The 20,321-nt window shown below is 59.3% G+C and carries 17 protein-coding genes and 3 pseudogenes; 5 read left to right on the top strand and 15 right to left on the bottom strand.

Going from position 1 to position 20,321, the window contains the following annotated elements:
- Positions 1-145: 145 nt before the first annotated feature.
- Positions 146-1,462, top strand: coding sequence for a putative porin (locus EYC95_RS11460; RefSeq protein ID WP_131060444.1), 1,317 nt, complete (start codon positions 146-148; stop codon positions 1,460-1,462).
- 133 nt (positions 1,463-1,595) lie between these two features.
- On the opposite strand, the gene EYC95_RS11455 is transcribed toward EYC95_RS11460, so the two are convergent.
- The 5 genes from EYC95_RS11455 to aceK all read right to left on the bottom strand — a co-directional run bounded on the left by EYC95_RS11455 (position 1,596) and on the right by aceK (position 9,765).
- Entirely contained in the window at positions 1,596-1,832 is a 237-nt protein-coding gene (locus tag EYC95_RS11455; protein WP_131060443.1) for an anti-sigma factor, read from the bottom strand.
- Positions 1,826-2,440, bottom strand: a complete 615-nt coding sequence (locus tag EYC95_RS11450) for an RNA polymerase sigma factor (RefSeq protein ID WP_131060442.1) — start codon at positions 2,438-2,440, stop codon at positions 1,826-1,828. Before EYC95_RS11450 ends, EYC95_RS11455 begins: the two co-directional genes overlap by 7 nt.
- Positions 2,441-2,452: 12 nt before the next feature.
- The gene (locus EYC95_RS11445) at positions 2,453-3,574 is read right to left on the bottom strand and encodes a beta-ketoacyl-ACP synthase III (protein WP_131060441.1); all 1,122 of its coding nucleotides are present in this window, start codon (positions 3,572-3,574) and stop codon (positions 2,453-2,455) included.
- A 308-nt stretch (positions 3,575-3,882) separates the two neighbouring features.
- Positions 3,883-7,794, bottom strand: coding sequence for an ATP-dependent RNA helicase HrpA (gene hrpA / locus EYC95_RS11440; RefSeq protein WP_131060440.1), 3,912 nt, complete (start codon positions 7,792-7,794; stop codon positions 3,883-3,885).
- A gap of 252 nt (positions 7,795-8,046) precedes the next feature.
- Positions 8,047-9,765 carry a bifunctional isocitrate dehydrogenase kinase/phosphatase gene (gene aceK / locus EYC95_RS11435; protein WP_131060439.1) on the bottom strand — a complete coding sequence of 573 codons (1,719 nt, stop codon included), beginning with the start codon at positions 9,763-9,765 and terminating at the stop codon, positions 8,047-8,049.
- Positions 9,766-9,922: 157 nt separating this feature from the next.
- On the opposite strand from aceK, the gene EYC95_RS11430 reads away from it, so the two are divergent.
- On the top strand, positions 9,923-10,831 hold the full coding sequence (locus tag EYC95_RS11430; RefSeq protein ID WP_131060438.1) for a DMT family transporter: 909 nt from the start codon (positions 9,923-9,925) through the stop codon (positions 10,829-10,831).
- 132 nt (positions 10,832-10,963) lie between these two features.
- Here the strand turns inward: EYC95_RS11430 and EYC95_RS11425 are convergent.
- The 5 genes and pseudogenes from EYC95_RS11425 to cysK form a co-directional block, all read right to left on the bottom strand.
- Positions 10,964-11,182, bottom strand: a pseudogene (locus EYC95_RS11425) (aldehyde dehydrogenase (NADP(+))); the annotation flags it as partial.
- Positions 11,181-11,255: pseudogene (locus EYC95_RS30610) on the bottom strand (hypothetical protein); the annotation flags it as partial. The pseudogenes EYC95_RS30610 and EYC95_RS11425, both read right to left, overlap by 2 nt.
- Positions 11,256-11,312: 57 nt before the next feature.
- A pseudogene (locus EYC95_RS11420) lies at positions 11,313-11,420 on the bottom strand (EamA family transporter); the annotation flags it as partial.
- Between the two features lie 47 nt (positions 11,421-11,467).
- Positions 11,468-12,412: an aspartyl/asparaginyl beta-hydroxylase domain-containing protein gene (locus EYC95_RS11415; protein WP_131060437.1), complete on the bottom strand. Its 945-nt coding sequence runs from the start codon at positions 12,410-12,412 to the stop codon at positions 11,468-11,470.
- A 221-nt stretch (positions 12,413-12,633) separates the two neighbouring features.
- Positions 12,634-13,608 carry a cysteine synthase A gene (gene cysK, locus EYC95_RS11410; RefSeq protein ID WP_131060436.1) on the bottom strand — a complete coding sequence of 325 codons (975 nt, stop codon included), beginning with the start codon at positions 13,606-13,608 and terminating at the stop codon, positions 12,634-12,636.
- A 127-nt stretch (positions 13,609-13,735) separates the two neighbouring features.
- On the opposite strand from cysK, the gene EYC95_RS11405 reads away from it, so the two are divergent.
- Positions 13,736-14,812, top strand: a complete 1,077-nt coding sequence (locus tag EYC95_RS11405; protein WP_131060435.1) for a DUF748 domain-containing protein — start codon at positions 13,736-13,738, stop codon at positions 14,810-14,812.
- Here the strand turns inward: EYC95_RS11405 and EYC95_RS11400 are convergent.
- On the bottom strand, positions 14,809-15,312 hold the full coding sequence (locus EYC95_RS11400; RefSeq protein ID WP_131060434.1) for a DUF2442 domain-containing protein: 504 nt from the start codon (positions 15,310-15,312) through the stop codon (positions 14,809-14,811). The genes EYC95_RS11405 and EYC95_RS11400 overlap by 4 nt on opposite strands.
- On the bottom strand, positions 15,300-15,530 hold the full coding sequence (locus tag EYC95_RS11395; protein WP_165557451.1) for a DUF4160 domain-containing protein: 231 nt from the start codon (positions 15,528-15,530) through the stop codon (positions 15,300-15,302). Before EYC95_RS11395 ends, EYC95_RS11400 begins: the two co-directional genes overlap by 13 nt.
- A 202-nt stretch (positions 15,531-15,732) precedes the next feature.
- Between EYC95_RS11395 and EYC95_RS11390 the strand changes: the two genes are divergently transcribed.
- Both EYC95_RS11390 and EYC95_RS11385 read left to right on the top strand, forming a co-directional pair.
- Positions 15,733-16,578, top strand: coding sequence for a MoxR family ATPase (locus tag EYC95_RS11390; protein ID WP_010462104.1), 846 nt, complete (start codon positions 15,733-15,735; stop codon positions 16,576-16,578).
- A gap of 33 nt (positions 16,579-16,611) precedes the next feature.
- Positions 16,612-17,790, top strand: a complete 1,179-nt coding sequence (locus EYC95_RS11385; RefSeq protein WP_131060432.1) for a VWA domain-containing protein — start codon at positions 16,612-16,614, stop codon at positions 17,788-17,790.
- 112 nt (positions 17,791-17,902) lie between these two features.
- Here the strand turns inward: EYC95_RS11385 and EYC95_RS11380 are convergent, their stop codons facing one another.
- The 3 genes from EYC95_RS11380 to EYC95_RS11370 are packed head-to-tail and all read right to left on the bottom strand — an operon-like array spanning position 17,903 to position 20,279.
- Positions 17,903-18,829: a biotin-dependent carboxyltransferase family protein gene (locus EYC95_RS11380; RefSeq protein ID WP_131060431.1), complete on the bottom strand. Its 927-nt coding sequence runs from the start codon at positions 18,827-18,829 to the stop codon at positions 17,903-17,905.
- Positions 18,826-19,530 carry a 5-oxoprolinase subunit PxpB gene (gene pxpB, locus EYC95_RS11375; protein ID WP_131060430.1) on the bottom strand — a complete coding sequence of 235 codons (705 nt, stop codon included), beginning with the start codon at positions 19,528-19,530 and terminating at the stop codon, positions 18,826-18,828. The genes EYC95_RS11380 and pxpB overlap by 4 nt, the downstream gene beginning before the upstream one ends.
- A complete protein-coding gene (locus tag EYC95_RS11370) occupies positions 19,527-20,279 on the bottom strand; it encodes a 5-oxoprolinase subunit PxpA (protein ID WP_131060429.1) in 753 nt (250 codons plus the stop codon). Before EYC95_RS11370 ends, pxpB begins: the two co-directional genes overlap by 4 nt.
- Positions 20,280-20,321 lie beyond the last annotated feature (42 nt).

The following is a 20,321-nucleotide window of genomic DNA, read 5'->3' as shown; positions in this document are numbered from 1 at the left end:
CTTTGCCACCGCTCTGTCATAAACGATCGCGATACTGGCGCCAGTTTTTAGAGCGTCGGGTTCTACCCGGCCACTGTTTCCGTCCGTCAATGGTCGGTTGTGTCCCGGATGGCTCAGTCATCCCCTTACATCTTCGGAGATTGATATGCGTCTTGCTTCCACGAAAACTGCGGCGGTCCTGTGTGGCGGTCTGCTGCTGGCCATGAGTGTTCCGGCCAGCGCCGCAGTCGACGCCAAACTGCTCGACATGCTTAAGGCAAACGGCTCGATTACCAACGCGCAATACGGCGAACTGCAAGCCGAGCTGGCCAGGGATCAGAAAGACCAGAAAATCGCCCGTCAGGCTCAGCAAGAGACCAACGAGCAAATCGCGGCAACCGCGAAGAAAACCAATGAACTGAGCACCTTCGACCAGAAACTGGCCTGGGCCGCCAAGACCCAATTCAAGGGCGACGTGCGTTTCCGTCAGGAGACGGTCAAGAACGATGGCGTTTCCAACAACCGCGACCAGGATCGTCAGCGCATTCGTGCCCGCCTGGGTGCCTACACCGAAATCAACCCGCAAGTCGACACCGGTATCCGTATCGCCACCGGTAACAACGACGACGCGCGTTCCACCAACCAGAGTCTGGACAACTACTTCGACAAGAAGTCGATCTGGCTGGACCAGGGTTACGTCGACTACCATCCGGGTTTCGCCAAAAACCTGCACATCGTTGGCGGCAAGATGCCACAGCAATGGGTGAGCATGGGCGACATCATCTGGGATAGCGACATCAGCCCGGAAGGCCTGGCCCTCACCTACAAATACCCGCTGGGCGCCAGCACCGAACTGTTCGGTAGCGCCGGCCACTACACCCTCAAGGACAACGTCGACGGCGACGGCGTGCAGTTCAAACACGACCTGCGTCTGTACGCCGGCCAGTTAGGCGCGCGCTTCGCCCTCACCGACAACCTGAAACTGACCCTGGGTGGCAGCGTCTACGGCTACGACAACGACGACGACATCACCGCCGGCGGCACCAGCATCCCATCCGTGCTGGCCACCAACGGCAACACCCCGAACGAACAATTCAAACTGTACGAAGGTTTTGGTCAGATCGACATCACCGGCCTGCCACTGCCACTCTCGTTCTACGGTCAGTACGTCAATAACAAAGATGCCAGCAACGATCAGGACTCTGCCTGGTTGGCCGGTATCAAAACCAAGATTTACGGTTTCGCCGTGGACTACAACTATCGCGACGTACAGCGTAACGCCGTGGTCGGCGCCTTCACCGACTCCGACTTCGCCAACGGTTTCACCGGTTCGCGTGGCAGCAAGTTGAAAGTGAGCTACGAGCTGGACAAGAACTTCGCCGTGGGTGCGACGTACTTAATGGCTAACTCTGACTTCACCAACGCCACGATCAGAGATTCGGACATCAACACCCTGCAATTGGACGCCGAAGCCAAGTTCTAAGCAGTACCGTTCCACGCCTCAGGTCATGGATGCTTGAGGCGCTTTACAGACTGGCGTGGATGGATCGATCCCCATCATCCGTTCGATGCATCCACGCCGGCCTGCTTCTCTTCCGCGCAGTGCTCCACGAAACTTACGGAATGTCCTTGCGACGCTCCGCAGTGAGACGTTCGGCGAGTGCATCGACCTCCGCCACAGCTTTCTCCGGCAAGACGCGCAGCGTCGCCTGCATCAAACGCATCTGACGAATGAACCGCCGGCAATTAGGGCAGAACATTAAATGATGCCGCACCATCAACTTCTCCCGAAAGCTCAACTGGCCATCGAGATAATCACTGGAACGTGCCACTTGCTCCTTACAGGTCAGCATTCACCGGTTTCCTCAAAATGCTCCACGGTCGCAAAGACCTTCAACCGTGCCCGATGCAGCAGCACGCGAACATTGGAGAGCGAGAGTTCCAGAAGATTACAGATCTCTTCCAATTCCAGGCCCTGACGCTCGCGCAGCAGCAACACGCTGCTTTGCAGTTCCGACAGGCTGAGCAGGGTGTGTTCGAGGCATTCGCGCAGCTCGTTTTCGGTGAGCAACGCCTCAGGGGTGTCTTGGTGCCAGGCATATGGTGCCACCAGCCAATGGCCATCGCCGGGCGAAAAACGATCATCATTGATCGTGCCGTGGGCCGATGGAAGGTCATCGAGCAGCACTTCGCGACGGTTCTGCTTGTATCGCCCCTTCGCCGCATTGGCGGTGATGGTCAGCAACCAGGTCTTGAGGCTCGAACGTGCCTCAAACTTGCTCAGATTACGCACGACCGACAGCCAGGCATCCTGAACGACTTCGTCAGCATGCCGACTGCCGACGATCGCATAAGCGACCGCACGCATCGGGCTCTGATAAGTGCTGACCAATTCCTTGTAAGCCTGCTGCTCGCCCGCCAGCAGGCGTTCGAGCAGTTGGGTGTCGTCAGCCACTGCCATTGCGACCTCGTTTCAGCGCTTGCGCAAAATCACGCTACCAATCGAGTAACCCGCGCCGAACGAGCTGAGCACGGCCAGGGAACCGGCGGCCAGATCATCCTGGTGCTTGTGAAACGAAATCACCGACCCGGCGGAGCTGGTATTGGCGTAGGTGTCGAGAATCACCGGGGCTTCTTCTTCGGTGGCTTCACGGCCCAGCAGTTTCTTGACGATCAGGTGGTTCATGCTGAGGTTGGCCTGGTGCAACCAGAAACGCTTCACGTCGCTGACGTTGAGCTTGTTCTCTTCCAGGTGCGTAGCGATCAGCTCGGCCACCATCGGGCAGACGTCGCGGAACACCTTGCGGCCTTCCTGCACGAACAGTTTGTCCTTGGCACCGATGCCCTCTTCCGCCGCGCGGTTGAGGAAGCCGAAGTTGTTGCGGATGTTGTTGGAGAACTTGGTCAGCAGTTTGGTGCTGACCACGTCGAACTGATGCTTGGACGTCGCCAGGTCGGCCCGCTCGATGATCACCGCCGTCGCCGCGTCACCAAAGATGAAGTGGCTGTCGCGGTCACGGAAGTTCAGGTGACCGGTGCAGACTTCCGGGTTGACCATCAGGATCGCCCGTGCCTGGCCCAGTTGAACGCTGTTGGCGGCCGCCTGGATACCGAACGTCGCCGAGGAGCAGGCAACGTTCATGTCGAAACCGAAACCCTGGATGCCCAGCGCTTCCTGGACTTCGATGGCGATCGCCGGGTAGGCGCGTTGCAGGTTGGAGCAGGCAACAATGACGCCGTCGATGTCGGCGGCGGTTTTACCGGCACGTTCCAGGGCTTGTTCAGCCGCGCCGATGGCCATTTGGCAAAGCACCGACCACTCGTCATTCGAACGTTCTGGCAGGCGCGGCGCCATGCGTTGCGGGTCGAGGATGCCGTCCTTGTCCATGACAAAGCGGCTTTTGATGCCGGACGCTTTTTCGATGAACGCAGCGCTGGATTCGGTCAACGCTTCGACTTCGCCACGGGCGATGGCGTCGGCGTTGTCGGCGTTGAATTGCGCGACGTAAGCGTTGAAAGACTGCACCAGCTCTTCATTGGAGATGCTGTTGGCCGGGGTGTACAGGCCGGTGCCGCTGATGACGACGTTATGCATGGTCGTTTCTCTAATCTGTTCAGGCAGAAAGCGTTGGCACCGACGTACCAACACACAAAGGGTCTGTTCCCGTCACGGGAAGCACACCTGACATCGCTTTATTCCGATCCGCCCGAACCTGTAGAGGCTCAAAACCGCGGGGCCGGTGTTTATAGGCGCGAAGTTTGCCATAAACATTGGGTTTTGGCCCTATTTGCAGGATCAAACACCCACCGCAGACACAACGCATTACCGTAGGAGCCAGGCTTGCCGGCGAAGGCATCCTTATGACCGCCTTCGCCGGCAAGCCTGGCTCCTACAAAAAGCCTCTACGGTTCAACCTGGGTCCATTGCTTGTTCAGGCGCTTGTCGGAGATCGGCACTTTGGTCCCCAACTGCTGGGCGAACAGCGAAACCCGATATTCCTCCAGCCACCAGCGATAGAGCTCCAGCTGCGGATCGCGTTTGCCTTCCTGGGCGTGCTTGTTGGCACGGGTCTGGTATTGGGTCCAGAGTCCGGACAATTCGCCACTCCAGACCCGATCCCTCTGCACCTGAGCGCCGATTTTCTCGAAGCGCTGCTCGACGGCTTTCAAGTAACGCGGCAGTTCCTTGAGCCATAACATCGGCGTTTCCCGGACAAACCCCGGATACACCAGATGGCTGAGCTGCTGCTTGATGTCGTTCAGGGCCACGGCTTGTGCCAGATCAATCTTGCCCTTGAAGCGTTTTTGCAGGCCGTGCCAGAGCTTGAGAATCTCCAGCGTCAATTTAGCCAGACGCTCAGCATGCTCGGTCCAGCCACCGCGTTTGCGCTCGGCCAACGCCGCCAGACCCGCACCATCACGCGGCAACGGGTCTTCACCCTCGAGAATGCAGCTGTCGAGGCTGGCTAGCAGAATGTCTTCCACCAGACTGTCGATACGCCCCATGTCGCGGTACATCAGGCCCAGTTCGGTCAGCCCCGGCAACTTGCCGCGCAGGAACTTCGCCGGTTCGGCCAGCTGCTGCATCAACAACCGCTGCAAAGCACGGCGATGCTGGAACTCGGCTTCGGCCGGGGTCGAGAAACGCCCTTCCTTGACCGTGCCGCTCTCTTCCACCAGCGCCGGATACACCGTCATCGACAGCCCGGCGATCTTCTGTTGAGTCTTTTGCGCCACCGCCGCGAAGACCTTCGCCTCCACCGGCTGCTGGCTTTTCGCGGTTTGCGGCACAGCCAACGCAGCCTGACTGGCCTCGGAAAAACGTGCGGTCAGCTCGGCCAGATCTCGCCCTTCGCCGAGGAACTTGCCTTGGCCATCGACGATTTCCAGGTTCATCCGCAAATGACTGTCGACCTGCTGCTCCGCTTCCGCCCACGCTTCATCGCTGACCCGCGCACCTGTCATGCGCAGCAGCTCGCGACCCAACGCCTGAGGCAACGAGCCCTCGGCGAAGGTCATGCGCTGCAACGCGGCTTTGACGAAGTCCGGCACCGGCACGAAGTTCTTGCGCAGGGCTTTGGGCAGGTTGCGCACCAGCGCGATGCACTTGGCCTCGATGATGCCCGGCACCAGCCATTCCAGGCGTTCCGGCGGCAACATCGGCAACAGCGGCGCCGGCACACGCAGAGTCACGCCATCGCGCGGATGGTTGGGTTCAAAATGGTAACTGAGGGCCAGTTCCAGATCGCCGATGTGCAAAGTGTCGGGGTAATGCAGGGCGGTGACTTCGCTGGCCTCACGGGCCAGCACGTCTTCTTCGCGCATGATCAGCAGCTGCGGGTCTTTCTGACTATTGACCCGATACCAGCTATCGAAAGTCGCCGTCTGGTGGATCTCCGCCGGCAGTCGCGCATCGTAGAAAGCAAACAGCGTTTCTTCGTCGGCCAGAATGTCGCGACGACGGGCCTTGGCTTCCAATTCGTCGAGCTGTTCGAGCAGTTGCTGGTTGGCCGTCAGGCACTTGGCCTTGGATTGAATCTCGCCCCGCACCAGGCCTTCGCGAATGAAAAACTCACGAGACACCACAGGGTCGATCGGTCCGTAATGCACCGGCCGGCGACCGACCACGATCAGTCCGAACAGGGTGATCTGCTCGAAGGCCACGACCTGACCGCGCTTCTTCTCCCAATGCGGTTCGAAGTGATTTTTCTTGATCAGGTGCCCGGCCAGCGGTTCGATCCAGTCGGAGTCGATCTTGGCCACCATGCGCGCGTAGAGCTTGGTGGTTTCCACCAGTTCGGCGGTCATCAGCCATTGCGGGCGCTTCTTGCCCAGCCCGGATGACGGGTGAATCCAGAAACGTCGCTGACGCGCACCGAGGTAATCGCCTTCATCGGTTTTCTGACCGATCTGGCTGAGCAGGCCCGAGAGCACGGCTTTGTGCAGTTTCGGGTAATCCGCCGGTTCTTTATTGAGGCTGAGCTGCATGTCGCGGCAGATCAGGCTCAGTTGGCGGTGAGAATCGCGCCATTCGCGCAGGCGCAGGTAATTGAGGAAATTTTTGCGACACCAATTGCGCAACGGACTCGCCGTCAGCGCCTGGCGCTGTTCTTCAAAACCACGCCACAGGTTGACCAGCCCGGCGAAATCCGAGTCCACGTCTTTCCATTGTGCGTGGGCCTGATCCGCCGCTTGCTGACGCTCCGGCGGACGTTCGCGCGGGTCTTGAATCGACATGGCGCTGGCGACGATCAGCACTTCCTGAAGGCTGCCAAGTTTCGCCGCTTCCAGCAGCATGCGGCCCATGCGCGGGTCCACCGGAAGGCGCGCCAACTGGCGACCGAGCGGGGTCAGATGACTATTGCGGTCCACCGCCGAAAGTTCTTGAAGCAGGTTGAAACCGTCGCTGATGGCCTTGCCATCCGGCGGTTCGATAAACGGGAAGTCGGTGATCTCGCCGAGGCGCAGATGCAGCATCTGCAGGATTACCGCCGCGAGGTTGGTCCGCAAAATTTCCGGGTCAGTAAATTCCGGGCGACCGATGAAGTCTTCTTCGCCATAGAGACGGATGCAAATGCCCGGCTCGACCCGCCCGCAGCGACCTTTACGCTGGTTGGCGCTGGCCTGGGAAATGGCTTCGATGGGCAGACGCTGGACCTTGGCGCGGTAGCTGTAACGGCTGATGCGCGCGGTGCCGCTGTCAATCACGTACCGAATGCCCGGCACGGTCAGTGAGGTTTCGGCGACGTTGGTCGCCAGCACCACGCGACGGCCCGGGTGCGACTGGAAAATCCGCTGCTGTTCGGCCGGCGACAGCCGCGCGTACAGCGGCAAAATCTCGGTGTGCTTGAGCTGGGCCTTGCGCAGCATGTCGGCGGCGTCGCGAATCTCGCGCTCGCCGGGCAGGAAGACCAGGACATCACCGGGGCTCTTGCGCTCGCTGCGTTCGAACGCGGCGATTTCATCGAGGGTGGCGAGGATCGCCTGATCCACGGTCAAGTCGTCCTCGACGCGATTGCCCTCCTCGTCCTGCTCCAGGGTCAGTGGGCGATACCAGGTGTCCACCGGGAAAGTACGGCCGGAGACTTCGACAATCGGCGCATCGTCAAAGTGCTTGGAGAAGCGCTCCAGGTCGATGGTCGCCGACGTGATGATGACTTTCAGGTCCGGACGACGCGGCAGCAGGGTTTTCAGGTAACCCAGCAGGAAGTCGATGTTGAGGCTGCGCTCGTGAGCTTCGTCGACGATGATCGTGTCGTAGCGTTCGAGGTAGCGGTCGTTCTGGGTTTCCGCCAGCAGGATGCCGTCGGTCATCAGTTTGATCAGGGTGTTGGAATCGCTTTGATCTTCGAACCGCACTTGATAACCAACCAACGCGCCCAACGGCGTCGCCAGTTCTTCGGCAACCCGGCTCGCGACGCTGCGGGCGGCGATTCGACGGGGCTGGGTGTGGCCAATCAGACCCTGCTGACCGCGACCGATTTCCAGGCAGATCTTCGGCAGCTGGGTGGTTTTACCCGAACCGGTTTCACCGGCAATGATCAGCACCTGATGCTTGAGCAGCGCTTCTTTGATTTCGGCGCGTTTGGCGGCGATCGGCAGACTGTCGTCGTATCGAATCACCGGCAGGCTGGCACGCCGCGCCAACACCTGATCACAGGACGCCTGCATGCGCGTCACCCACTGGGCCAGCTTGGCCTCATCAGGTTTTTTGCGCAGCTCAAGCAACTGCCGCCGCAGCCGGTGGCGGTCGGCGAGCATGGCGTGATCAAGGTTTTTCAGCAGTTTGTCGATGGAAGGCGATTCGTCAGTCATCAGGTACGCAAAAGTCGTCTAGTGGCGCAGGGGGGCGATTGTCGCAGATTTGCGTGCATAGAGACGAATGCAACCCGCTTTTGTGGCGAGGGGATTTATCCCCCGTTCGGTTGCGAAGCAATCGTAAACCGGTCAGCGCGGTTTGTCTGAAATGCCGCGGTGGATGGTTTTAGGGTCGCTTCGCAACCCAACGGGGGATAAATCCCCTCGCCACAAAAGCTCCATCGCCAGAAGGTGTCATCTCAGAGTGGGTTATTCGTTGTCGAGGCCTTTGCGGCGGTACGGGAAGACGTCGATCACCTTGCCGCCGCGAATGGCTTCCTGGAGGCTTTTCCAGTAATCGGCGTTGTACAACTCGCCATGCAACTGGTCAAACAGCTTCCTTTGCCCGGAATCGGCAAACAGGAACGGCGGAAACTCTTCAGGAAACACATCCAGCGGACCGATCGAATACCACGGCTCGGACGCCATCTCGTCTTCCGGCGTGCGCGGTTGCGGGATGTGGCGGAAGTTGGCTTCGGTCAGGAAACAAATCTCGTCATAGTCATAAAACACCACGCGACCGTGTCGGGTGACGCCGAAGTTCTTCAACAGCATATCGCCGGGAAAGATGTTCGCCGCCGCCAGTTGCTTGATCGCCAGACCGTAATCCTCCAGCGCCTCGCGTACCTGCGCCTCGTTGGCGTTTTCCAGGTACAGGTTCAGCGGCGTCATCCGCCGCTCGGTCCAGCAGTGACGGATCAGCACCGTGTCGTCTTCCACCGACACCGTGGACGCGGCCACTTCAAGCAGTTCTTCCAAGCACGCCGGGTCGAACTTGCTCAACGGGAAGCGAAAATCGGCGAATTCCTGGGTATCGGCCATGCGCCCGACGCGGTCGACGCTTTTCACCAAACGGTATTTTTCGATCACCGTGGCGCGGTCGACGTTTTTCGACGGCGAGAAACGGTCCTTGATGATTTTGAATACGGTGTTGAAACCCGGCAGCGTAAACACGCTCATCACCATGCCGCGCACACCGGGGGCCATGATGAACTGGTCGTCGGTGCTGGCCAGGTGATTGATCAGCGCCCGGTAGAACTCGGACTTGCCGTGCTTGTAGAAACCAATCGAGGTGTACAGCTCGGCGATGTGTTTCCCGGGCAGGATCCGCCGCAGGAAACCGATGAACTCCGCCGGCACCGGCACATCCACCATGAAATACGAGCGAGTGAACGAGAAGATGATCGACACGTCCGCTTCATCGGTGATCAGCGCATCGATCTGGATGCCGCGACCTTCGAGGTGCAGCAGCGGAATCGCCAGCGGCCATTGTTCGTCCTGGGTGTAGATGCGCCCCACCAGGTACGCGCCCTTGTTGCGGTAAAGCACCGAGGAAAACAGTTCGACGCTCAATTCCGGGTCCTTGCATACCCAGTCCGGCAGGTTCTCGCGCAATTGTGCTTCGAGGCGGCGCAAGTCGCCGGCCAGGTCGGCGTAATCCTCGCTGAAGCTGTAATCGGCAAAAATGCTCGCGAGCATGCCGGACAACTGGCCCTGAGGCTTGTAGGTTCGGGTTTGCGCGGCGCGAGCCCGGCGCAGGCTTGGCCGGGTGGTGTGGATGAACATGCAGCCGTCGCTGATCAGGTCATGGCTGAACAACCCGCAGAAAATCGAGTTGTACCAGGTCTCGGACAGTTCATCGTCGAAACGCAGGTCGATCAGGGTGATGTAAGCGCTTTTGACCAGCGGCCAGCAACTGACGTCCAGCGTGTCGGCGTCAAACGCAATGCGCAGGCGGTCGACCGTTTCGCTGACCTTCTCTTCATACAGGTTGATCCGCGCGGCCGAGGCGACTTGGGCCTCCTGCCACAGGGCCTGCTCGAAGCGGGTCCGGGCGCCGTCGGTGATCTGGCGGAAATGCTCGCGGTAATCGTCAAAGCCATCGAGGATCATTCGGGCGATGTCGGCGGCTGGCCATTGCTGCGGCATGGTGAGACCTCTGCGGGAATTCGGGAGCCCTGAGCTTAGCCAGTGAACCGGGTGCAGGAGAAGCGTAATTTTCGGCTCGGGTTAAATGCTCGTTTTTCGGTTGCCATGGATAAGGCGCTCGGCAACACTCTCGTCCCCATCAAGGAAGGAGTGTTCCGTGAGCCCTGTCGATATTTTCCGTTTACTGTCGCTGGCAGCGATCTGGGGTGCGAGCTTTCTGTTCATGCGCATCATCGCCCCCGTGATTGGCACAATCCCCACGGCCTTTTTCCGTGTGTCGATTGCTGCCACCGGCTTGCTGTTGATCCTGGGGCTGATGCGCATCAACTGGGATTTCAAAGGCAAGCTGAAGACGGTGATGCTGCTCGGCGTGATCAACTCCGGGATTCCGGCGACGCTCTACTCGGTAGCCGCCCAAGTCCTTCCGGCCGGCTATTCGGCGATTTTCAACGCCACCACGCCGCTGATGGGCGTGTTGATTGGCGGTCTGTTCTTCCATGAAAGACTGACCGCCGCCAAGCTTGGCGGGGTGTTCCTCGGACTGCTTGGCGTTGGTGTCCTGACCCGTGCCGGTCCGGTGGCGTTCGACATGGAATTGCTGATGGGCGCCGTTGCCTGCCTGCTCGCCACCACCTGTTACGGCTTTGCCGGGTTCCTGGCCCGCCGCTGGCTCGATCACGCGGGCGGTCTCGACAGTCGTCTTTCGGCGCTGGGCAGCATGCTTGGTGCGACGCTGTTTTTACTGCCGTTGTTCGGCTACAGCGTGATCAGCCAGCCACCGGCAAGCTGGGGCGGCTGGAATGTCTGGTTGTCGTTGCTGGGGTTGGGGCTGGTGTGTACCGCGCTCGCGTACATCATTTACTTCCGTTTGCTCAGCTCGATCGGGCCAGTGAGGTCGATGACCACGACCTTCCTGATCCCGCCGTTCGGGGTGTTGTGGGGAGCGCTGTTACTGGATGAGCCGTTGTCGATGGCGCATATCTATGGCGGGGTGTTGATTGCGGCGGCGTTGTGGCTGGTGTTGAAGCCTTCGGTGGTGAAGGCTGCAGCGGTGGCTGCCAAGTAGATTTTTGGTGAGGCTGATGACGTCATCGCGAGCAGGCTCACTCCCACAGGTAACCTCAGTGTTCACAAATATTGTGTTCACAGGAGATCCAATGTGGGAGTGAGCCTGCTCGCGATGGCGATAGCCCAGACACTACAAGGCTGACTGACTCACCTCCCCATCCACCAACCGCCGAATCCCCAGCGGATTGGCGTTCTGCAACGCCTCGGGCAGCAACGCATCCGGATAATTCTGGAAGCACACCGGCCGCAGAAACCGGTCAATCGCCAACGTCCCGACCGACGTCCCCCGCGAATCCGACGTCGCCGGATACAGCCCGCCATGCACCATCGCTTCACACACCTCGCCCCCGCGTCTGGCTGAGCATGCCCGTCACTTCGGCCAGCGCCACGTGGGAGGTCACGCGCGAGCTCCAGAGGTTATCTGCCCGGCGCTGGCCAAATAGAAAAGGCCCGGAGCAACGCTCCAGGCCTTATCATCTTTACGCTGTTTTACGGAACACGAAGACCAGACCGATGATGATCAGCAGCAGCATGCCCAGTATGCTCAATGCCGCCAGCCGATTACCAAAAATCAGGTAGTCCATCACCGTCATAAAAAAACCGCTCCCAAGGAGCGGTTTTCTATTGCATCCAGTCACCCAAACAACCAATACCCCAACAACGTCAACACCACCACCGCCAGCACCGGCCGCAGCATGCGGTATGTATTGGGATTACGACGCTTCCAGCGCTTGACCGCTCCACTGACCTTGTCGCTGAAGTTCTTGCTCCAGGCATAAGCCTGGTTAATCCCGCCAACCCGTTCATCATCAAGATTCTGCGGTGCGGTGGCGCGACCAAGCAAGCCACTGATCCAGCGGTTGATACGGGTCATGATGCGATTGCTCAGTGGCCGCTCGATGTCGCAGAACAGAATAACTCTGGTTTTCCCGGTTTCGTTCTTGACCCAATGCACGTAGGTCTCATCGAACATCACGTCCTCTCCATCACGCCAGGCGTACACCTGACCGTCGACGAAGATACGGCAATCATCGGAGTTCGGCGTCGACAGCCCCAGGTGATAGCGCAGGGAACCGGCAAACGGATCGCGGTGCGGGTTGAGGTGGCTGCCACCCGGCAGCAAGGCGAACATCGCACCCTTGACGTTGGGAATGCTGCTGACCAAGGCCACGGTTTTCGGGCACAAGGTTTCGGCTGATGGCAGAGGTTTGTCGTACCACTTGAGGTAGAAACGTTTCCACCCTTTCTTGAAGAACGAACCGAAACCGGCATCGTTGTTCTTTTCGGCGGCGCAGATGTAACCCTCGTCGAACAGGTGCATGGCTTCGTCGCGGATAACTTCCCAGTTGTCCTTGAGCACGTTCAGTTCCGGGAACTTGCTGCGGTCCAGATAAGGTTTGGATGGCACGCCAGAGAACAGGTACATCAAGGCGTTGTAAGGTGCGAACAAGGCCGAGTGATTGACCAACTGACGCAGAACCGGCAATCGTGCCTTGCCGCGCAAATGCACATAGAGGGTGCTGCCCAGGAATAGCAGCAACACTGACGCTTTCGCGGCAAAGGAAAAGGAAAAGGTCATCTACGGCTCCTTGAGTATTGGTTCTATGCACAACGCCATTTACCCGACGTGGCAGCCGGCCATGATCAACACTACCGGCCTCGGGAAAAACCCGCAAAAGTCGACATTCAGTATTAAGGTTTGTGCAATAAAGCACTTATTAACATAAGGTTCCTGAACGGGGGCTGACCTGAATCAGCCCTCTCGCCACACGTTAAAAAGATCCAGCAGACGTCACCGCTTTACTGCTGATTCTCCTGCTCGGTAAACAGATCGCTGAACAACATGCTCGACAGGTAGCGCTCACCGGAGTCCGGCAGGATCACCACGATGGTCTTGCCCTGCATTTCCGGTGTTTCGGCCAAACGCACCGCCACCGCCATCGCGGCGCCACAGGAAATACCGCACAAAATCCCTTCTTCCTGCATCAGGCGCAGGGCCATGGCCTTGGATTCGTCGTCGCTGACCAGCTCAACCCGATCGACCATCGCAAGATCCAGATTCTTTGGGACAAAACCGGCACCGATCCCCTGGATTTTGTGAGGGCTAGGCTTGATCTCCTCACCGGCAATCGCCTGGGTGATCACAGGCGACACCATCGGCTCCACCGCCACCGAGATAATCGGTTTGCCCTGGGTATTCTTGATATACCGCGAAACGCCAGTAATGGTTCCGCCGGTTCCGACGCCCGCTACCAGCACATCGACCGCGCCGTCGGTGTCGTTCCAGATTTCCGGGCCGGTGGTTTTCTCGTGAATGGCCGGGTTGGCCGGGTTGTCGAACTGCGCCGGCATGAAGTATTTGGCCGGGTTGCTGGCAAGGATCTCGGCAGCCTTCTCGATCGCGCCCTTCATGCCCTTGGCCGGTTCGGTCAATACCAGTTCGGCGCCCAGTGCCTTGAGAACCTTGCGTCGTTCGATGCTCATCGACGCCGGCATGGTCAGCATCAATTTGTAACCACGGGCAGCGGCAACAAAGGCCAGGCCAATACCGGTATTACCCGACGTCGGTTCGATGATGGTCATGCCAGGCTTTAGTTTGCCGGAGCTTTCGGCGTCCCAGATCATGCTCGCGCCGATCCGGCACTTGACCGAATAACCAGGGTTGCGCCCTTCGATCTTGGCCAGAATGGTCACGCCGCGCGGGGCAATGCGGTTGATCTGCACCAGCGGCGTATTGCCGATGGAATGGGCGTTGTCAGCGTAAATACGGCTCATGGCTGGGTCCTTGTACAGCGTTGAATAAGCTCCCAAAGGTATGCCTGTTGCCGGTGGTCGTCCAGTCAGGTCGAACGTCCGGTGACCGCCGCAGTCAATGGCTTTATATCGCCAGAGATTTGCCGTCATGAAACGTCGATACAGTTGGCCCCTGTGGACCCTCGCCGGCCTCGTTGTGCTGCTGATTGCCCTGCACATCGCCCTGCCCTACCTGGTACGCGATTACCTGAACGACAAGCTGGCGGACATGGGCGATTACCGAGGTCAGGTGACCGACGTGGACCTGGCCCTGTGGCGCGGCGCCTATAAAATCAACGGACTGAAGATCGTCAAGGTCGACGGCAAGGTCCCGGTGCCTTTCGTCAATGCGCCGCTGATCGACCTTTCTGTCAGTTGGCACTCACTCTGGTCTGACCGCGCAGTGGTGGCCGAGGTGCAGTTCTTCAACCCCGAGGTGAACTTCGTCGACGGCGGCGCCAACAAAAAAAACTCCCAGACCGGTCAAGGCACCGACTGGCGCGCACAGTTGAGCAAACTGGCGCCGTTCACCTTTAATGAAATACGCATCTACGACGGCAAGATCAGCTTTCGAAACTTCAATTCCAAGCCCCCCGTCAACATGAACGCCACCCAGGTCAACGCCAGCCTTTACAACCTGACCAACGTGGTCGATACCAAAGGCAAGCGCGACGCCCGTTTTGAAGGCAAGGCGCTGTTGCTGGGCCATGCGCCACTGGAGACAACGGCAACCTTCGACCCGTTAAGCAACTTTGAAGACTTCGAGTTCCGGCTGCGGGCCAGGGACATTGAACTCAAACGCATGAACGACTTTGCTTCGGCCTATGGCAAGTTCGACTTCAACGCCGGTCACGGCGATGTGGTGATCGAAGCGCAAGCCAAAAAGGCCAAAATGACCGGCTACATCAAACCGCTGCTGAAAGACGTCGACGTGTTCAACTGGCAACAGGATGTGGAAAACAAGGACAAAGGGTTTTTCCGTTCCATCTGGGAGGCCATCGTCGGAGGTTCCGAAACCGTGTTGAAAAACCAGGGCAAGAACCAGTTTGCCACTCGGGTTGAACTGAGCGGCAATGTGCATCGGCAAGATATCAGCGCCTTCCAGGCGTTTTTGCAGATTTTACGCAACGGTTTTGTTCAGGCGTTCAATGCACGCTATGAGCGGCCGAAGCCGGAGGCCGGTTAGGGTTTACGCGTAACGGTGTAGCGCCCGGTTTCTTCGGCGGCCCGCATCGGGCTCGCTTGCTGCTGCAGGAAATCCCACCCCAGACAGGCCAGCGCCAATGATCGGGGCACCGGTTCACGCCCGCTGCTATAACGCGTGATGCTGCGCGCGCTAACCCCCAACGCTTCAGCCGCCTGATTGAGCGGCAACCCGGTACGGGCGCGCCAATCGATAAAGATCCGGGTGTTCTCGTCCGATGCGTTTTGCGCGAGCGCCTCCAGATACAGAGTGTCGGCGCCAATCTGGATGTCCTGCTCCGGCCACTCGACACTCCAGCCATCATCGCCCGACATTGCATTTTCGAATGCGCCAGCCTCCAGCAATGGCTGCAATCCTGGATAGGCGTGCAAGTCGCGACTCAAATCGAGGGTCAGTTGCTGACCGTCGATAAAGGTCAGCGCCAGGCGGTAAACCGGCAACGCCTGCACAGCCGACAGCCGTGGTCGTTTCATGGGTAGCATCGTTTCCAGTCCTCCAGCAATTGCACCTGATGAGCCCTGACGCACTCCAGTGCTTCCTTGATAATCAGCGGCGGTGCCTTGCCCACCATCACTTCGACGGTATCCAGGCTCAACATGACATCCAGCCCGCCACCCGTCAGGTGAACATGAGGCGGTGGATGATCCTTCTCGCGCAACTGAATGCGGTACGTATCGCGAAATCGATATTTAGTAGACATGCCGGGCAAGCTATCGCCAATATGGCGATATCTCAATACTGGCCAGCAGCCGAGACTGAGTCAAGATGTGACGCCCCATTCAGAGACTGAATAAGCCGTCTGCGTTCACAGTCGACGGGGCAGCGCGTTATAGTCGGGTACTACAATTATTGCGCCCCGCCCTGCCCCGTTCAGGTCGGCATTACCGTTCGAGGATTAGCAGATGAAGTTCGAAGGCACCCAGGCCTACGTCGCCACCGATGACCTGAAGCTGGCGGTCAACGCCGCCATTACCCTGGAGCGTCCACTGCTGGTCAAGGGCGAGCCGGGCACCGGCAAAACCATGCTCGCCGAACAACTGGCCGAGTCCTTCGGCGCCAAGTTGATCACCTGGCACATCAAGTCCACGACCAAGGCGCATCAGGGCCTGTACGAGTACGACGCGGTCAGTCGACTGCGTGACTCGCAGCTGGGCACGGAGAAAGTCCACGACGTTCGCAACTACCTGAAAAAGGGCAAGCTCTGGGAGGCTTTCGAGTCCGAAGAGCGGGTGATCCTGCTGATCGACGAAATCGACAAGGCCGACATCGAGTTCCCGAACGACCTGCTGCAAGAACTCGACAAGATGGAGTTCTACGTTTACGAAATCGACGAGACCATCAAGGCCAAGAAGCGTCCGATCATCATCATTACCTCCAACAACGAGAAAGAGCTGCCGGACGCCTTCCTGCGCCGCTGCTTCTTCCACTACATCGCGTTCCCCGATCGCGTGACGCTGCAGAAGATCGTCGACGTGCACTACCCGAACATCAAGAAAGACCTGGTCAGCGAAGCGCTGGACGTGTTCTTCGATGTGCGCAAGGTCCCGGGCCTGAAGAAAAAGCCATCGACCTCCGAACTGGTGGACTGGCTGAAACTGTTGATGGCCGACAACATCGGCGAAGCGGTATTGCGCGAACGCGATCCGACCAAAGCGATTCCGCCGCTGGCAGGCGCCCTGGTGAAGAACGAACAGGACGTGCAATTACTTGAGCGTCTGGCGTTCATGAGCCGTCGCGGCACTCGCTGATCCCTCTGTTTAACAAGATAGAGGGCGATTGCCATGCTGCTTAACCTGTTCAATGAAATGCGTGCAGCCAAAGTGCCGGTCTCGGTACGGGAGCTGCTGGACCTGATCAACGCGCTGAAACAGCGCGTGACCTTCGCTGATATGGACGAGTTTTATTACTTGTCCCGGGCGATTCTGGTGAAGGACGAAAAGCATTTCGACAAGTTCGACCGGGCGTTCGGTGCCTATTTCAATGGCCTGGAAAAACTCGATGATCACCTTCAGGCATTGATCCCGGAAGACTGGCTGCGCAAGGAATTCGAGCGCTCCCTGTCCGACGAAGAGCGAGCCGCGATCCAGTCCCTCGGCGGCCTGGACAAGCTGATCGAAGAGTTCAAAAAGCGTCTCGAAGAACAGAAAGAACGCCACGCCGGCGGCAACAAGTGGATCGGCACCGGTGGCACCAGCCCGTTCGGCTCCGGCGGTTTCAACCCGGAAGGCATTCGGGTCGGCGATGCCGGCAAGCGCCAAGGCAAAGCGGTCAAGGTGTGGGATCAGCGCGAGTACAAGAACCTCGACGATTCGGTGGAACTGGGCACGCGCAACATCAAGGTTGCCCTGCGCCGCTTGCGCAAATTCGCACGTCAGGGCGCGGCGGAAGAGCTGGACATCGATGGCACCATCGACCATACCGCGCGTGATGCCGGGCTGCTGAACATCCAGATGCGGCCGGAGCGGCGCAACACCGTCAAGTTGTTGCTGCTGTTCGACATCGGCGGCTCGATGGACGCCCACGTGAAGATCTGCGAGGAACTGTTTTCCGCCTGCAAGACCGAGTTCAAGCACCTGGAGTACTTCTACTTCCACAACTTCGTTTATGAATCGGTGTGGAAGAACAACATGCGCCGCACTTCCGAGCGCACCTCGACCCAGGACTTGCTGCACAAGTACGGTGCCGACTACAAAGTGATCTTCATCGGTGACGCCGCCATGGCGCCATACGAAATCACCCAGGCTGGCGGCAGCGTCGAACACTGGAACGAAGAAGCCGGTTATGTGTGGATGCAGCGGTTCATGGAGAAGTACAAGAAGGTCATCTGGATCAACCCGTATCCGAAAGATACGTGGGGTTATACGTCTTCGACCAATATTGTGCGGGACTTGATTGATGACCAGATGTACCCGCTGACGTTGCGGGGGCTTGAAGAAGGGATGCGGTTTCTTTCCAAATAGAGATCTGCGTTGCCTGCAAGGCAGCCTTCGCGGGCAAGCCTCGCTCCTACAGGTTTCGGTGTTCGTGCGTCGTGCACCAACCCTGTAGGAGCGAGGCTTGCCCGCGAAGCTTTTAGCGGTCTGAAAATCGGCGCAAATACTCGACCTGTTCGCGATGCGCAACATCCTGCACCACCGGCCGCAACCGCACCTTCGACCCCGGCAAGCACTGCGCCAGCCGTGCCAACGCCAACGGCGTCAACGCCCCCAATCGCGGATAACCGCCAATGGTCTGCCGATCATTGAGCAACACAATCGGCTGCCCATCCGGCGGCACCTGGACCGCGCCCAGCGGGATGCCTTCGGAAATCATCGGTTTGCCCTGGTACTGCAACGCCATTCCCAGCAGGCGAATGCCCATGCGGTCGGCACGGCTGTCGAGGGTCCAGACGCTGTTGAACGCGTCGAACAGACTTTGCCCGCTGAACTCACCGATCTGCGCGCCGAGAACCAGATCCAGTGGCGAATCGACTTTGAAATCCGGCCGATGTTCTACCGGCAACTCCCGCAGCAATAACAACGCACTTCCGCGATAGCTTAACTGGGCGTCTTTGGCCAACGGACGGCCCATTCCATCCAGACCGCCGAGTTCTTCACGGACCACCGTCGCGGTGCTACCCAGCACCTTCGGCGCCTCAAACCCGCCCGGCGCGGCCAGATAAGCTCGCGCCCCGAGCAGCGGTTGAGTGAACTGCAATCGCTGGCCTTTGTTCAGCCGAAAACTGCGCCACGGCGCCAGTGCCTCGCCATTCACTTGCGCGCCCAGATCCGCTCCGGCCAGCGCCAATACACAATCGTCCTCGGCCACGACGCTGAATCCGCCGAGGGTGATTTCAATCACCGGCGCATCCAGCCTATTACCCAGCAGCCAGTTGGCCCACGACATCGAGCGCCAATCCAGGCCGCCGCCCTGGGTCACGCCCAGATGCCGCACGCCGAAACGGCCAGCGTCCTGCAACAGGCACAGCGGCGTACTCGCCTCAATCAACAGATGGCTCATGCCTGGGCCTCCAATGGCGTGTCGTCACCGCCCAGGTTGATGAACTCGGCATGACTGACCGCTTCGAAGCGCACAGTGTCACCCGGTTGCATCAGGCTGTAGCCGTCGCGTTCGCGGTCGAACAGTTTGGCCGGCGTGCGGCCGATCAGGTTCCAGCCGCCGGGGGAAACCACCGGGTAGGCGGCGGTTTGCCGCTCGGCGATGCCGACACTGCCGGCGGCAACTTTTTTGCGCGGCGTATTCAGGCGCGGCGCAGCGAGTACTTCCTCCACCAGCCCCATGAAGGCAAACCCCGGGGCGAAGCCCAAAGCGAACACCTGATATTCACGCTCGCTGTGGCGACGGATCACCTCCTCCACCGACAGCCCGCTACGCTGAGACAACAGGCTCAACTCCGGACCGACGCTCAAGTCATACCAGACCGGCAGCACATGGCATCGGCCGCTGCTGCTCGCGTTGGGCGACAGGTCGATCAGCGCTTCGGCGATCAGTTCCCGGGCCTGAGCCGGACTCAACGCGGTCAGATCGTAATGCACCATCAACGTCGTATAGGACGGCACCAGATCAATCAGATGCCCTGCGAATACAGCACGCAGGTTTTCGCTGGCCGCCAGCATCCACGGCATGTTGGCCTCGGCAATTTCATCGAACATCCGCACCATCAGACAATCCAGCGCCACCACCTCAACCCGCGGTTTCATGGTGCGCTCTGCTGATCAAGTGCTTCGCGAATCCGGCGCACGGCCGCCACCGAACTGGCGTTGTCTCCGTGGACGCAAAGGGTGTTGGCCTGTAAATGCAAGGCGCTGCCGTCGCTGGCGGTGAGGTTGTCGCTACGGGCGATGGTCAGCGCTTGCTCGATAATTCGCTCGGGATCGTGGTGCACCGCCCCCGGCAGTTGCCGTGAAACCAGCATCCCGGCGCTGTCGTAGGCGCGATCGGCGAAGGCTTCGAACCACAAGGTCACGCCGTATTCATCACCCAGTTGCTGCGCGGCGCTGTTGTCGCGAGTGGCCATCAGCATCAGCGGCAGGGTCCGGTCATACGCTGCCACAGCCTGAAGCACCGCGCGCAATTGCGCCGGGTTGGCCATCATGTCGTTGTACATCGCGCCGTGGGGTTTGACGTAACTGACGCGCCCGCCCTGGGCCCGGCAAATGCCGTCGAGGGCGCCGATCTGGTAATGCAGAATGTCCTGAAGTTCCTGGGCGGTGTAGGCCATGGAGCGGCGACCGAAGCCGACCAGATCCTGATACGCAGGATGTGCGCCGATCAGTACGCCGTTGCTCAGGGCCAGGCTGACGGTCTTGCGCATGATGCTCGGGTCGCCGGCATGGAAGCCGCAGGCGATGTTGGCGCAATCGATGAAGGGCATGACCTCGGCGTCCAGACCCATGGTCCAGTTACCGAAACTCTCGCCGATGTCGCAGTTCAATAGCAGGCGGCTCACGGTGAACACTCCTGTAGGTTTGATTCTTTTTAGCTGTAGGCA

Source organism: Pseudomonas sp. BGI-2 (assembly GCF_004310295.1).
Taxonomy (GTDB): Bacteria; Pseudomonadota; Gammaproteobacteria; order Pseudomonadales; family Pseudomonadaceae; genus Aquipseudomonas.
Note: the sequence above shows the minus strand (reverse complement) of the source record. Positions and strands in the feature narration are given on the sequence as shown.

Coding starts and splice junctions, on each gene's coding strand:
- EYC95_RS11460 (WP_131060444.1), top strand. CDS start 146: ATGCGTCTTGCTTCCACGAAAACTGCGGCGGTCCTGTGTGGCGGTCTG.
- EYC95_RS11455 (WP_131060443.1), bottom strand. CDS start 1,832: ATGCTGACCTGTAAGGAGCAAGTGGCACGTTCCAGTGATTATCTCGAT.
- EYC95_RS11450 (WP_131060442.1), bottom strand. CDS start 2,440: ATGGCAGTGGCTGACGACACCCAACTGCTCGAACGCCTGCTGGCGGGC.
- EYC95_RS11445 (WP_131060441.1), bottom strand. CDS start 3,574: ATGCATAACGTCGTCATCAGCGGCACCGGCCTGTACACCCCGGCCAAC.
- hrpA (WP_131060440.1), bottom strand. CDS start 7,794: ATGACTGACGAATCGCCTTCCATCGACAAACTGCTGAAAAACCTTGAT.
- aceK (WP_131060439.1), bottom strand. CDS start 9,765: ATGCCGCAGCAATGGCCAGCCGCCGACATCGCCCGAATGATCCTCGAT.
- EYC95_RS11415 (WP_131060437.1), bottom strand. CDS start 12,412: ATGACCTTTTCCTTTTCCTTTGCCGCGAAAGCGTCAGTGTTGCTGCTA.
- cysK (WP_131060436.1), bottom strand. CDS start 13,608: ATGAGCCGTATTTACGCTGACAACGCCCATTCCATCGGCAATACGCCG.
- EYC95_RS11405 (WP_131060435.1), top strand. CDS start 13,736: ATGAAACGTCGATACAGTTGGCCCCTGTGGACCCTCGCCGGCCTCGTT.
- EYC95_RS11400 (WP_131060434.1), bottom strand. CDS start 15,312: ATGCTACCCATGAAACGACCACGGCTGTCGGCTGTGCAGGCGTTGCCG.
- EYC95_RS11395 (WP_165557451.1), bottom strand. CDS start 15,530: ATGTCTACTAAATATCGATTTCGCGATACGTACCGCATTCAGTTGCGC.
- EYC95_RS11390 (WP_010462104.1), top strand. CDS start 15,733: ATGAAGTTCGAAGGCACCCAGGCCTACGTCGCCACCGATGACCTGAAG.
- EYC95_RS11385 (WP_131060432.1), top strand. CDS start 16,612: ATGCTGCTTAACCTGTTCAATGAAATGCGTGCAGCCAAAGTGCCGGTC.
- EYC95_RS11380 (WP_131060431.1), bottom strand. CDS start 18,829: ATGAGCCATCTGTTGATTGAGGCGAGTACGCCGCTGTGCCTGTTGCAG.
- pxpB (WP_131060430.1), bottom strand. CDS start 19,530: ATGAAACCGCGGGTTGAGGTGGTGGCGCTGGATTGTCTGATGGTGCGG.